This is a genomic window from Burkholderia sp. MSMB1826 (genome assembly GCF_001526325.1).
Taxonomy (GTDB): domain Bacteria; phylum Pseudomonadota; class Gammaproteobacteria; order Burkholderiales; family Burkholderiaceae; genus Burkholderia.
This window is the reverse complement of sequence record NZ_LOYN01000032.1, coordinates 193,222-206,878: the sequence shown is the minus strand read 5'-3', so window position 1 is coordinate 206,878 and position 13,657 is coordinate 193,222. Positions and strand designations below refer to the sequence as shown.

At 67.6% G+C, this 13,657-nt stretch carries 9 protein-coding genes; all 9 read left to right on the top strand.

What is annotated here, in order from left to right; all coding sequences use genetic code 11:
• The first annotated feature begins 53 nt into the window (after positions 1-53).
• The 9 genes from WS95_RS21105 (at position 54) to WS95_RS21065 (ending at position 13,579) form a co-directional block, all read left to right on the top strand.
• Positions 54-1,178 carry an HlyD family secretion protein gene (locus WS95_RS21105; protein ID WP_059825576.1) on the top strand — a complete coding sequence of 375 codons (1,125 nt, stop codon included), beginning with the start codon at positions 54-56 and terminating at the stop codon, positions 1,176-1,178.
• Positions 1,171-2,757, top strand: a complete 1,587-nt coding sequence (locus WS95_RS21100; protein ID WP_059825573.1) for an MDR family MFS transporter — start codon at positions 1,171-1,173, stop codon at positions 2,755-2,757. Before WS95_RS21105 ends, WS95_RS21100 begins: the two co-directional genes overlap by 8 nt.
• A gap of 13 nt (positions 2,758-2,770) precedes the next feature.
• Positions 2,771-4,258 carry an efflux transporter outer membrane subunit gene (locus WS95_RS21095; RefSeq protein WP_059825570.1) on the top strand — a complete coding sequence of 496 codons (1,488 nt, stop codon included), beginning with the start codon at positions 2,771-2,773 and terminating at the stop codon, positions 4,256-4,258.
• A 224-nt stretch (positions 4,259-4,482) separates the two neighbouring features.
• Positions 4,483-6,018 carry a catalase gene (locus WS95_RS21090; RefSeq protein WP_059825567.1) on the top strand — a complete coding sequence of 512 codons (1,536 nt, stop codon included), beginning with the start codon at positions 4,483-4,485 and terminating at the stop codon, positions 6,016-6,018.
• A 77-nt stretch (positions 6,019-6,095) separates the two neighbouring features.
• The gene (locus tag WS95_RS21085) at positions 6,096-6,707 is read left to right on the top strand and encodes an ankyrin repeat domain-containing protein (protein ID WP_059825564.1); all 612 of its coding nucleotides are present in this window, start codon (positions 6,096-6,098) and stop codon (positions 6,705-6,707) included.
• An 81-nt stretch (positions 6,708-6,788) separates the two neighbouring features.
• The gene (locus tag WS95_RS21080; RefSeq protein WP_059784047.1) at positions 6,789-7,259 is read left to right on the top strand and encodes a VirK family protein; all 471 of its coding nucleotides are present in this window, start codon (positions 6,789-6,791) and stop codon (positions 7,257-7,259) included.
• Positions 7,260-7,822: 563 nt separating this feature from the next.
• Positions 7,823-8,980 (top strand): efflux RND transporter periplasmic adaptor subunit, encoded by a 1,158-nt coding sequence (locus tag WS95_RS21075; RefSeq protein ID WP_059784049.1) that lies wholly within the window; start codon positions 7,823-7,825, stop codon positions 8,978-8,980.
• A gap of 20 nt (positions 8,981-9,000) precedes the next feature.
• The gene (locus tag WS95_RS21070) at positions 9,001-12,144 is read left to right on the top strand and encodes an efflux RND transporter permease subunit (protein ID WP_034205220.1); all 3,144 of its coding nucleotides are present in this window, start codon (positions 9,001-9,003) and stop codon (positions 12,142-12,144) included.
• A gap of 4 nt (positions 12,145-12,148) precedes the next feature.
• The gene (locus WS95_RS21065) at positions 12,149-13,579 is read left to right on the top strand and encodes an efflux transporter outer membrane subunit (protein ID WP_059825561.1); all 1,431 of its coding nucleotides are present in this window, start codon (positions 12,149-12,151) and stop codon (positions 13,577-13,579) included.
• Positions 13,580-13,657 lie beyond the last annotated feature (78 nt).

Below are 13,657 nucleotides of genomic sequence, written 5' to 3'. Positions count from 1 at the left end.
CACAATTTTATCAACTGGAATAATTCTTCCACTTGGAATAAATTGGATCCCGCATGTCGACACCACAAGACCCGCCACAGAAAGCAGATCGTCAGGAAAACGGAACAACGCCGCGCAACGGCAACGGCGGAACGAAGCGACGCATCCTGCTCGCGATCGCCGTGCTCGCGGCCGTCGGCGGCGCGGTGTGGCTCGGTCGCTGGTGGACGGTCGGCCGCTTCATCGAGAGCACCAACGATGCGTACCTGCAGGCGGACAGCATGACTGCCGCGCCGAAGGTCGCCGGCTACGTGACCGACGTCTACGTGCGCGACAACCAGCCCGTCAAGGCCGGCGATCCGCTCGTGCGGCTCGACGTCCGCCAGTACCAGGTGGCGCTCGCGCAGGCGCTGGCGACCGTCGACGCCCGCCGCGCCGATATCGCGCGCGCCGAAGCCGACATCAGCCAGCAGCGCGCGAATCTCGAACAGGCCGACGCACAGGCGAAGGTGTCACAAATCAACGCGCAGCACGCGAGCGACGAGTACGCGCGCTATGCGCCGCTCGCGGCGACCGGCGCCGAAACGCACGAACGCGTGGCCGACCTGAAAAGCACGCGCGACCAGGCGCGCGCGACGCTCGCCGCGAACAACGCGTCGATCGCCGCCGCCCGCACGCAGATCGCGTCGTTCACCGCGCAGCTCCAGCAGGCACGGGCGCAGCTCGAGGCCGCGCAGGCCAGCGCCGCCCAGGCGCAGCTCGATCTCGACAACACGATCGTGCGCAGCACGCTCGCAGGCCGCGTCGGCGACCGCACGGTGCGCGTCGGGCAATACGTGCAGCCCGGCACGCGCCTGCTGACCGTCGTGCCGGTCGACTCGATCTATCTCGTCGCGAACTTCAAGGAAACGCAAATCGGCAACATGCGCGTCGGCCAGCCCGTCGAGCTGCATGTCGACGCGCTGCCGGACGGCCCGCTGTCCGGCGTCGTCGACAGCTTCGCGCCCGGCACCGGCGCGCAGTTCGCGCTGCTGCCGCCCGAGAACGCGACCGGCAATTTCACGAAGATCGTCCAGCGCGTGCCCGTGCGCATCCGTCTCGCCGCGAATGCCCGCGCGCAACGCATGCTGTTGCCTGGGCTGTCGGTGACGGTCGACGTCGATACGCGCTCGGCCCGCGACGAGCAGCATCATGGCTGATACGCCCGCCACGACACCCACGCCGCCGCACGAAGGCCGCGCGAGCGTGACCGACTGGATCGCGGTCGCGGCCGGTGCGCTCGGCGCGCTGATGGCGACGCTCGACATCTCGATCACGAACTCCGCGCTGCCGCAGATCCAGGGCGAAATCGGCGCGACCGGCACCGAAGGCACGTGGATCTCGACCGGCTACCTGATGTCGGAAATCGTGATGATCCCGCTCGCCGCATGGCTCACGCGCGTGTTCGGGCTGCGCAATTTCCTGCTGACGAACTCCGCGCTGTTCATCGCGTTCTCGATGATGTGCGGCTGGTCGCATTCGCTGCCGATGATGATCGCCGGCCGGATCGGCCAGGGCTTCACCGGCGGCGCGCTGATCCCGACCGCGCAGACGATCATCCGCACGCGCCTGCCGCTGTCGCAGTTGCCGGTCGGGATGACGATGTTCGGCCTGATCGTGCTGCTCGGGCCGCTGTTCGGCCCCGTGCTCGGCGGCTGGCTCGCGGAGAACGTGAACTGGAGCTGGTGCTTCTTCCTGAACCTGCCCGTCTGCCTGCTGCTGATGGCGCTGCTGGTGTTCGGCCTGCCGTCGGACCGCCCGCAATGGAGTGCGTTCTTCAACGCGGACTGGCTCGGCATCCTCGGCCTCGCGATCGGCCTGAGCTCGCTGACCGTCGTGCTCGAGGAAGGCCAGCGCGAACGCTGGTTCGAATCGCAGATGATCGTCACGCTGAGCATCGTGTCGTTGGTCGGGATGATCCTGATCGCGTTGTCGCAGCGCTTCGCGAAACGGCCGATCATGCGGCTGTCGCTGATGCGCAACCCGCGCTACGCGAGCGTGATCGTGATCGTGTCCGCGGTCGGCGCCGGGCTGTATGGCGTGTCCTACCTGCTGCCGCAGTTCCTCGCGATCGTCGCCGGCTACAACGCGGAACAGGCCGGCGCGATCATGCTGCTGTCGGGGCTGCCGGCCTTTCTCGTGATGCCGATCCTCCCGCGTCTGCTCGGCAAGGTCGATTTCCGCATTCTCGTGATCGCGGGGTTGCTGCTGTTCTGCCTGAGCTGCATGCTCGACATCGACCTGACCGCGCAGAGCGTCGGCCACGATTTCGTGTGGTCGCAACTGATCCGCGGCCTCGCGCAGATGCTCGCGATGATGCCGCTCAACCAGGCGTCGATGGCGGCCGTCGCGCGCGAAGACTCGGGCGATGCGGCCGGGCTCTACAACATGGCGCGCAACCTCGGCGGCTCGATCGGGCTCGCGATCATCGGCACCGTGATCGATCGGCGCACGACCTTCCATACGGCCGCGCTGCGCGAATCGGTGAGCGCGAACTCGCCGATCGGTCAGGATCGACTGTCGGCCTATGCGGCCAACTGGTTCGCGCACACCGGCGATCTCGCGTATTCGAACATGCGCGCGCTCGGCCAATTGGCACAGCAGATCCAGATCCAGGCCGTCGTGATGACCTATTCCGAAACCTTCTATCTGCTGGGCCTCGCGCTGCTCGCCTGCGTGCCGCTCGCGCTGCTGCTGAGAACGCCGCGCGGGCCGCAACCGATGTCGTCCGGCCATTGACCCGTCATACGCGATGAAACCCTTCTCCCTGCCCCGCCGCCCCGCGCTCACTCTGTGCGCGGCCGCGTGCCTGCTCGCCGGCTGCACGGTCGGCCCCGACTACCGCGGCGCGCCCGCCGCACCCGATGCATCGACCTTCGTGCGTGCGCCGGCCACCGGCGTCGACACTGCCGCGCCCGCGCCGAGCGCGTGGTGGCACGCGCTGAACGATCGCCAGCTCGACGAGCTGATCACCGCAGCGCTCGTGTACAACCCCGATCTGCACGCCGCGCAGGCACGCTTGCGCGCGGCGCGTGCGCAGCTCTCGCAGCAGCGCGCGGCGCAGATGCCGAAATCGTCGGCCACCGTCGCGGCCATCCGCATGCGCGAACCGGACGTCGGCGCGCTCGGCTCGCTGCTGCCGTCGAACGGCTCGGGCCAGTCGGGCGGCACGTCGCCGTCGCTCGGCGGCACGGGGCCGCTGCAACTCTATTCGGCAGGCTTCGACGCGACCTGGGAAATCGACTTGTTCGGCGGCACGCGCCGCGCGGTCGAAGCCGCTTCCGCGCAGGCCGAAGCCGTCGATGCCGATCTCGCCGACACGCAGGTGTCGATCGCGGCCGAAGTCGCGAACGCGTATGTCGACCTGCGCGACCAGCAGCAACGGCTTGCGTTGTCGCGGCGCACCGCGCAATTGCAGCAGCAAATGCTCGAACTCACGCAGCAGCGCCGCGCACGCGGCGTCGCGGCCGATGCGGACATCGAGCGGCTGACGACGCAGGTCGAGAACACGCGCGCGTCGCTGATCCCGCTCGATGCGCAGGTGACCGAATCGCTCGACCGCCTCGCGATCCTGACGGGCCGCGCGCCGGGCGCGCTCGACGCCGTGCTGTCGACCCCGGACGCGGCGCTGCCGACGCTGCCCGGCAGCGTCGCGATCGGCGATCCGGCCACGTTGCTGAAACAGCGCCCCGACATCCGCGCGGCCGAACGCCGGCTCGCGTCGAGTCATGCGCAGATCGGCGAGCATGTCGCCGACTATTTCCCGAAAGTAACGTTGCTCGGCGATCTCGGTTTCAGCGCGACCGATCCCGGCCACCTGTTCCGCAAGCAGAATTTCACGTGGATCGGTGCGCCGTACCTGCAATGGAACATTCTCGACTTCGGACGCACGCGCGGCGCGGTACGTGCGGCCGAAGCATCGCGCGACGAAGCGGAAGCGAATTATCAGAAGGCCGTGCTCGGCGCATTACAGGATGCCAACACCGCGCTGCAGCGTTACGGGCATCAGCGCGAGCACGTCGTCGCGTTGACGAAGGTACAGACGTCGGCCGTGCATTCGCGCGCGCTGATGGACCAGCGCTATCGCGCGGGCGTCGCGTCGATGATCGACCTGCTCGATACGCAGCGCGAAGCGCTGTCCGCGCAGCAGAACGTGATCGCCGGGCAAGCCGAACTGATCAAGAACTACGTGTCGATACAAAAGAGCCTCGGGCTCGGATGGCAAACGAGCGCCGGTTGACGGCGCCGCCAGAAATCATGCACGACCGATACATCATGCGCGCCGCAACGACTCCTTGCGCGCGCAACGATACGGCTTCGTTTCTTGCACAACGGACGGTTCGCGCTGCATCTCCGCCACGGCTATCGAAAACATATCGAATATCAATTAGCCAATCGTCTGACGATCTCTTCTAATTCAGTCGGCTTCCCCACCACCGATCGGATTCAAGGAGTTCCATCGTCATGTCCTCATCCTCCCATCGCGTGCTGCGGCACGCAGTCGCCGCGATCTGCGTGGCGCTCTCCGCTGCCCCGCATGCCGCCGAACTCACGCGCGACACCGGCGCGCCCGTGGGCGACAACCAGAATTCGCAAACGGCCGGCCCCGCCGGCCCGGTGCTGCTGCAGGACTCCGCACTCATCGAGAAACTGCAGCGCTTCGATCGCGAGCGCATTCCGGAGCGCGTCGTGCATGCACGCGGCACCGGCGCATTCGGCGAGTTCGTGCCGAGCGCCGACATCTCCGACCTGACGAAAGCGAAGGCCTTCACGCCCGGCACCCGCACGCCCGTGTTCGTGCGCTTCTCCACCGTGATGGGCTATCGCGGCTCGCCCGAGCAGGCGCGCGACCCGCGCGGCTTCGCGGTGAAGTTCTATACGCAGCAGGGCAACTGGGACATGGTCGGCATCAACTGGCCGGTGTTCTTCATTCGCGACGGCATCAAGTTCCCCGACTTCGTGCATGCGAACAAACCGAGCGCGGTGACCGGCGTGCAGGATCCGAACCTCGCGTTCGACTTCTTCGCACACACGCCCGAAGCGACCCACATGCTGACGAGGCTGTACACGGACGAGGGCATGCCCGATTCGTATCGCCGCATGGACGGCTTCGCGGTGCACGCGTTCAAGTTCGTCAATGCGCAGGGCGACGTGCACTACGTGAAGTTCCACTGGAAGAGCCAGCAAGGCGTGCACGGCCTGCGCCCGCAGGAGATCCCCGCATCGATCGGCCGCGACTGGAACATGATGACGAACGACCTGTACGGCGCGCTGAAACAGGGCGATTTCCCGAAGTGGGATCTGTACGTGCAGGTGCTCGCGCCGAAGGACCTGAACCGCTTCGACTTCGACGCGCTCGACGATACGAAGGTGTGGACCGGCGTGCCCGAACGCAAGATCGGCACGATGACGCTCAACCGCGTGCCCGACAACTATTTCCAGTCGACCGAGGAATCGGCGTTCGCGCCGTCGCGGCTCGTGCCGGGGATCGAGCCGTCCGAAGACCGGATGCTGCAGGATCGCCTGTTCGCATACGCCGACACGCAGATGTACCGGCTCGGCGCGAACTACATGGATCTGCCGATCAACCGCCCGGTCGTGCCGGTCGTCAACAACAACCAGGACGGCAAGATGAATGCCGGCGACCGCAAGGGCGAGGTGAATTACGAACCGTCGACGCTGAACGAACTCGCGCAGGATCCGCAGTACAAGTCGGTCCGCACGGCGCTCAGCGGCACGACGCAGCAGGAGGCGATCCGCAAGAAGCTGCCGTTCCGTCAGGCGGGCGAGTACTACCGTAGCCTGTCGCAGCAGGACAAGGACGACCTCGTCACCGCACTGTCCGGCGATCTCGGTCAGGTGAAGAACGCGCACAACCAGTACGCGATGCTGTCGTACTTCTACAAGGCCGACGCCGATTACGGTACGCGTCTCGCGCAGGCCGTTCACGCGAACGTCCAGCAAGTGCAATCGCTCGCCGCGAAGCTGAGCGACGACTGATCCCGCGACGACGGTCGCTGCCGACGTGTGCGCTCGCACCGCGCACGTCGGCCCGGCCAACTCATCAGGACATCCTCATGCGATCCGAACGCCTCACCCACGCGATCCGCGCGGCCGCGGCGGCGCTCGCGCTGGCCGCGCTCGCCGGTTGCGCGCACCTGCCCGACCGGCCTGCATACGGCAAGGCCGACCCTGCCGCGCTGCGCCGCTATGACGACGACTGGTTCGACGCCGCGCGCGTCGGCCGCGTCGATATCCTGCGCGCGTTGCACGACGCCGGCTATCCCCTCGACGCCACCGACAGCCACGGTTATACGGCCGTGATCCTCGCGTCGTACGACGGCCAGCCCGCGGCGCTCGACTACCTGTTGTCGGCCGGCGCCGATGCGTGCATTGGCGATCGTCACGGCAATACGGCGCTGATGGGCGCCCTCTTCAGGAACGAACCCGACATCGCGCGGCGCCTGATCGACACGCACTGCCCGATCGACCAGACGAACGGCGCCGGCGAAACCGCGCTCGGATTCGCGACGCTGTTCAACCGCTTCGAGCTGATTCCGCTGCTCGTCGCGCATGGCGCGAATCCGAACCATGTCGACCGGCGCGGCCAATCGCTGCTGCAACTCGCGCTGACGCACGACAACACGTATGCCGCGGACGCACTGCGGGATGTCGGCGCCAAACGGTAGTGCGACTACGAATCGACCGTCCGAACGATGCGGATGCACCGTGCTATCGTGCCGTTGGTTTCATCGCACGGAGACGGGAAAATGCTGAATCGCTTCGCCATTGTTCTGGTTGCCGCCGGCGCGACAACCAGTCTCGCTGCGGCCGCCGCGAGCACCCAACCGGACAGCGCCGATTCGTATCGTCAGTTGCGCACGCGGCTCTTTGCCGGTGCGACGGTCACCGCGATCTTTTCGCCGAACCAGTGCCAGCATGCGCAGCAGGCGGCTACCCAGGCAGCGGCGCCCACCGTGTCCGGCGGCTTCGCGATACGCGACTTCATGGAAGTCGGCGGCAATACGCTCGCGTTCGCCAACCAGCACCTCACCGTCCAGCCGAGCGGCGCGACCGTACTCGAGCTGATCCAGTATCGCGTGATGCAGGACGAAAGCGCGACGGTGACGGTACGCTCGCTTTCGCCCACCACGTACCAGCCCGTCGCGCCCGCGCAGGTTTTCCAGTGTACGCTCGGCGACGGACTTCGTTTCGCGTACGCGTGGCGGGATCGCGACTGACGCCGGGACTTCGTAGCGAATGCGGAAATTCGCACGAAAACAGCAGGGGTACTACGGAATTCGGGTGACGTACGGCACGGGAAAATCGATCCGTGCGTCGTCCGAGTCCACATTCCGACTCCACAAAACTCGTCGGGCAGACGATAGAACGCGATCCGCTCCGGATCGGGATGAGCGATCCCGTACCGCCTGAAGAAAGGCGCAATCCATTCGCTGCCCGGGTCCGCTTCGATATCGCGCGATGCCTGCGCCGGATCCCGATAGCGATCGGCCAAGGCCAATGGCGCGCTCGTCGCCACGCACCGCTCTCGGCAGCATCCACGTGCGCCCCGCCGCCCACACGACGTCGACACGACGCCGGGCACCCGCGCACCCGGCAGGCCCGCCGTCCCCAACCAGCGTTCCGCCAAGCGCCGTCCGCCCCCCCCGCCGCCATCGTTTTTCGGCGCCATTCGCCGCCTCCATCGAATCTCCATCTTTCCGCATCAAAGACGCCAACTACGCGCGTCAGACTCCGGTCCGTCAAAGCAGGCAGTGGGCTGCCTGCGCTTCCTGGAGTCGCTATGAAGAATCAGAAACGATGCTGCCACGGCGCCGTATGCGCGCTGGTGGCGGCAATGCTGGCGGGTTGCGGGCCGTCCGAACAGCAGGCCGCCGCGCCGGCCACACCGGTGGCGGCCATGACCGTGGCCGCCACGCGCGTCGACGTGACCGAAGACCTGCCGGGCCGCGTCGCGGCCGTGCGCGTGGCCGAGATCCGGCCGCAGGTGAGCGGCATCGTGCAACGCCGGCTGTTCGAACAAGGCACCGAAGTCCGTCCGGGCCAGCCGCTGTTCCAGATCAACCCGGCGCCGTTCAAGGCGGAGATGGACACGGCCGCCGCATCGCTGCAGCGCGCGCAGGCCGCACTCGAGCGCGCGAAGGTGCAGGCCGCGCGCTTCAAGCCGCTCGTCGAGGCCGATGCGATCAGCCGCCAGGTGTACGACGACGCCGTATCGCAACGCGACCAGGCCGCGGCCGACGTCGCGCAGGCCCGCGCGACGCTTGCGCGCCGCCAGCTCGACCTGAAATTCGCAACCGTGGAAGCGCCGATCGCCGGCCGCATCGACCAGGCGCTCGTGACCGAAGGCGCGCTGGTGTCGAGCGGCGACAGTCAGCCGATGGCGCGCATCCAGCAGATCGACCAGGTATACGTGGACGTGCGCCAGCCGGCCGCCTCGCTCGACGCGCTGCGCGGCGCGCTCGCGGCTCAACCGCAAGCGTCCGACGGCAACGGCCTGCCGGTCGACGTGCTGCGCGACGACGACACGCGCTACGACGTCAAGGGCCGCATGCTGTTTTCGGGCGTCAACGTCGATCCGGGCACCGGCGACGTGCTGCTGCGCGTGCTGGTCGACAACCCGAAGCGCCAGTTGCTGCCGGGCATGTACGTGCGTGCCCGCATTCCGCGCGCCCACTACGCGAACGCCGTGATGGTGCCGCAACAGGCCGTGGTGCGCGCCGGCGGCAAGCCGCAGGTATGGGTGCTCGACGCGAAGGGCAACGCGCATCTGAAGGCCGTCGAAGTCGGCGAGCTCACGAACCGCAGCTACCGCATCAAGTCGGGCCTGCAGGCCGGCCAGAAGATCGTCGTCGAAGGCATGGAACGCCTGACCGACGGCGCGCCGGCTGCCGCAACCGACTGGAAGTCGCCTGACGCGGCCGCCGCGTCCGCGCACTGAGTCACGAGGAGCCTCCCGTCATGGCTGAATTCTTTATCCGCCGCCCGGTGTTCGCGTGGGTGATCGCCCTCTTCATCATCCTGATGGGGCTGATCGCGATTCCGCAACTGCCGGTCGCACGCTACCCGTCGGTCGCCCCGCCGTCCGTCACGATCACCGCGAACTATCCGGGCGCCACGCCCCAGACGATGAACGACGGCGTGCTGAGTCTCATCGAGCGCGAGCTGTCCGGCGTCAAGAACCTGCTGTACTTCGAATCGTCGGCCGACACGTCCGGCAGCGCGCAGATCACCGTCACGTTCAAGCCCGGCACCGATCCGGAGATGGCGCAGGTCGACGTGCAGAACAAGATCAAGTCGATCGAGCCGCGCCTGCCTGCCGCCGTGCGCCAGAACGGGCTGATCGTCGAATCCGCGTCGTCCGGCTTCCTGATGCTGATCGGCCTGCGCTCCGACAGCGGCCGCTTCGACGAAGGCGCGCTCGCCGACTACATGGCGCGCAGCGTGTCCGAGGAATTGCGGCGCATCGACGGTGTCGGGCGTGTGCTGCAGTTCGGCTCCGAACGCGCGATGCGCATCTGGGTCGATCCGCAGAAGCTGATCAATTTCGGTCTGTCGATGAGCGATCTGACGACCGCGATCGGTCAGCAGAACGTGCAGATCGCGCCGGGCAGCCTCGGTGCGCTGCCCGCGCTGCCGGGCCAGCGCGTGACCGTGCCGCTCACCGCGCAGGGCCAGCTCACCACGCCGGAGGAATTCGCGAAGGTCGTGCTGCGCGCGAACGCGGACGGCTCGAAGGTCGTGCTCGGCGACGTCGCGCGCGTCGAACTCGGTTCGCAAAACTACATGTTCGTGAGCCGCGAGAACAACCGGCCGGCCACGCTCGCCGGCGTGCAGCTCGCGCCGGGCGCCAATGCCGTGAAGACGGCGGACGCGATCCGCACGCGCATGGCCGAACTGAGCAAGTCGATGCCGTCGGGCATGACCTACTCGATCCCGCTCGACACGTCGCCGTTCGTCAAGATCTCGATCGAGAAAGTGCTGGCCACGCTGTTCGAGGCGATGGTGCTCGTGTTCCTCGTGATGTACCTGTTCCTGCAGAACGTGCGCTATACGCTGATCCCGGCCATCGTCGCGCCGGTCGCGATGCTCGGCACCTTCGCGGTGATGCTGCTGACCGGCTTCTCGATCAACGTGCTGACGATGTTCGGCATGGTGCTCGCGATCGGCATCATCGTCGACGACGCGATCGTCGTCGTCGAGAACGTCGAGCGCCTGATGGCCGAGGAAGGACTGTCGCCGAAGGACGCGACGTCGAAGGCGATGAAGGAAATCACGGGCGCGATCGTCGGCATCACGCTGGTGCTGACCGCGGTGTTCCTGCCGATGGCGATGGCGAGCGGCTCGGTCGGCGTGATCTACAAGCAGTTCACGCTGTCGATGGCCGTGTCGATCCTGTTCTCCGCGCTGCTGGCGCTGACGCTCACGCCGGCCCTGTGCGCGACGATGCTCAAGCCGCTCGCGCCGGGCCATCACGAGAAGCGCGGCTTCTTCGGCTGGTTCAACCGCCGCTTCGATCGCCTGACGAAATGGTACGAGACCCGCGTCGGCCGCCTGGTCGGTCGCACGGGCCGCGTGATGCTGGTGTTCGTCGCGATTGCGGGCGCGCTGGCGTTCGGCTTCCGCAGCCTGCCGTCGTCGTTCCTGCCGGACGAGGATCAGGGCTACTTCATCACCAGCTTCCTGCTGCCCGCGGACGCGACCGCCGAGCGCACGCACGACGTGGTCAAGACGCTGGAGAAGCATCTTGCTTCGCGTCCGGCAATCCAGTCGAGCATTTCCGTGATCGGCTACGGCTTCTCGGGCCAGGGTCCGAACGCGGCGATCAACTGGTCCGTGATGAAGGACTGGAAGAATCGCGGCGGCGCATCGACGCTGGAGGAAGGCATGCTCGCGCAGCAGGCGATGGCCGGCGTGACCGAAGGCACGGTGATGAGCCTGCTGCCGCCGGCGATCGACGAACTCGGCAACAGCTCGGGCTTCTCGATGCGCCTGGAAGACCGCGCCAACCAGGGCACGGCCGCGCTCAAGGCCGCGGAAGCCAGGCTGCTCGAACTCGCCGCGCAAAGCAAGGTCGTGACCGGCGTGTACCCGGACAGCCTGCCCGCCGGCACGAGCATCCGCCTCGAGATCGATCGCGCGAAGGCGCAGGCGCTCGGCGTGTCGTTCGCGACGCTCAGCGACACGCTGTCGACCGCGATGGGCTCCACCTACGTGAACGATTTCCCGAACGCCGGCCGCATGCAGCAGGTGATCATCCAGGCCGACGCGCCGGCGCGCATGCAGATCGACAACGTGATGAAGCTGTACGTGCGCAACGCGGCCGGCGGCATGGTGCCGCTGTCCGAGGTGGTGCGCCCGGTGTGGGCCGACACGCCGCTGCAGATGGTGCGCTTCAAGGGCTACCCGTCCGCGCGGATCTCGGGCACCGCCGCCCCCGGCCAGTCGAGCGGCGCGGCGATGGCCGAGATGGAACGTCTCGCCGCGCAGTTGCCGCCGGGCTTCGCGGTCGAGTGGACCGGCCAGTCGCTGCAGGAACGCCAGTCGGCGTCGCAGGCGCCGATGCTGATGGTGCTGTCGATGATCGTCGTGTTCCTCGTGCTTGCCGCGCTGTACGAGAGCTGGTCGATTCCGCTGTCGGTGATGCTGGTGGTGCCGCTCGGCCTGATCGGCGCGATCGGTGCGGTGCTGCTGCGCGGCTTGCCGAACGACGTGTTCTTCAAGGTCGGGATGATCACCGTGATCGGCCTGTCCGCGAAGAACGCGATCCTGATCGTCGAGTTCGCGAAGCAATTGCGCGAGGAAGGCAAGGGATTGATCGAGGCAGCCGTCCAGGCGTCGAAGCTGCGCCTGCGCCCGATCCTGATGACCTCGCTCGCATTCGGCCTCGGCGTCGTGCCGCTGATGATCGCGACCGGCGCCAGCGCCGAGACGCAGCACGCGATCGGCACCGGCGTGTTCGGCGGCATGGTGACCGCCACGGTGCTGGCCATTTTCTTCGTCCCTGTTTTCTTTGTGTTCGTGATGAGTATCCAGGAGCGCATCGGCGCATGGCGGGCTTCCCGCAAGCAGCCGGCGGCCCCAACTCACGGACAGGAAGGTTGATGCCATGCGATTGCTTATTCTTCCCCTCGTCCTCGCGCTGTCGGCCTGCTCGCTCGCGCCGACGCTGGTCAAACCCTCGATGCCGGTGCCGACGGCCTACACGGCCGCCGCTGCCGCCGATCTCCACGCGAACGCCGCCGATCTCGGCTGGCGCACGATGTTCGGCGACCGCCGCCTGCAGCGCCTGATCGAGCTCGCGCTCGACAACAACCGCGACCTGCGCGTGGCGGCGCTGAACGTCGAGGCCGCCGAAGCGCAGTACGGCATCCAGCGCGCCGCGCGTCTGCCGTCGATCGGCGCCGGCGCGAACTTCACGCGCCAGCGCACGTCGGACGACACGCAGTCGAATCCGCCGCTGTTCGGCACGACGCAGAACCAGTACGGCGTAAACGTCGGCATCAGCGCGTTCGAGATCGACCTGTTCGGCCGCGTGAAGTCGCAATCGGATGCCGCGTTCGCGCGCTACCTGGCAACCGATCACGGCCGACGCGCGGTGCAGATCTCGCTCGTCGGCGGCGTGGCCAACGCGTACTTCGCCGAACGCCTCGCGCACGAGCAGCGCCAGTTGTCCGAGCGCACGCTCGCCGACTGGCGACAATCGCTCGATCTCGCGCGTCGCCTGAAGGAAGCGCACCAGGCGAGCGGCGTCGACATCGCACAGGCCGAAGGCCAGGTCGCGAGCGCGACGGCCGATCTCGAAGCACGCACGCGCGCCGTCGAGCAGGCGCGCAACGCGCTGCGCCTGCTGGTCGGCGCCGAGCTGCCGAAGGATCTGCCCGAGCCGCTGCCGCTTCAGCAGCAACCGGTGATCACGCAATTGCCGGCGGGCCTGCCGTCCGAGCTGCTGTTTCGTCGCCCGGATATCCAGCAGGCCGAACAAAATCTCGTCGCCGCGAATGCGGACATCGGCGCCGCGCGCGCCGCGTTCTTTCCGCGCCTGTCGTTGACGTCGTCGATCGGCTTCCTCAGCCCCGCGATGGGCAGCCTGTTCGACGGCGGTCAGCGCGTGTGGAACTTCGCGCCGCAGGTCACGGTGCCGATCTTCCAGGGTGGCCGGCTGCGTTCCGAGCTGCGTCTCGCGCAAGTGCGCAAGTCCAGCGCGATCGCCGAATACGAACGCGCGATCCAGGCCGCGTTTCGCGAAGTCGCCGACGGCATCGCCGGGCGCGAAACGTTCGGCCGCCAGATCGACGCGCAGACGCGCGTGGTCGCTTCGGCCGAACGCCGCACCGACCTGTCGAACCTGCGCTATCGCGCGGGTGTCGAGGGACGGCTGGAGTTGCTCGATTCGCAGCGGCAGCTCTATGCGGCACGGCAGGCGCTGCTCGACCTGCGCCGCGACGAGCTCGGCAATGCCGTTGCGCTGTACAAGGCGCTCGGCGGCGGCCTGACGGACCAGGACGTCGCACCGTCGAAGCGCGTGGCGCAGAACTGAACGAACGACGCCGTTGCGCCCCGTGCGGCAGCGTGGCGCAACGGCGTGCCCCGGCCCGGCCACGGGCCGCCCCGACTG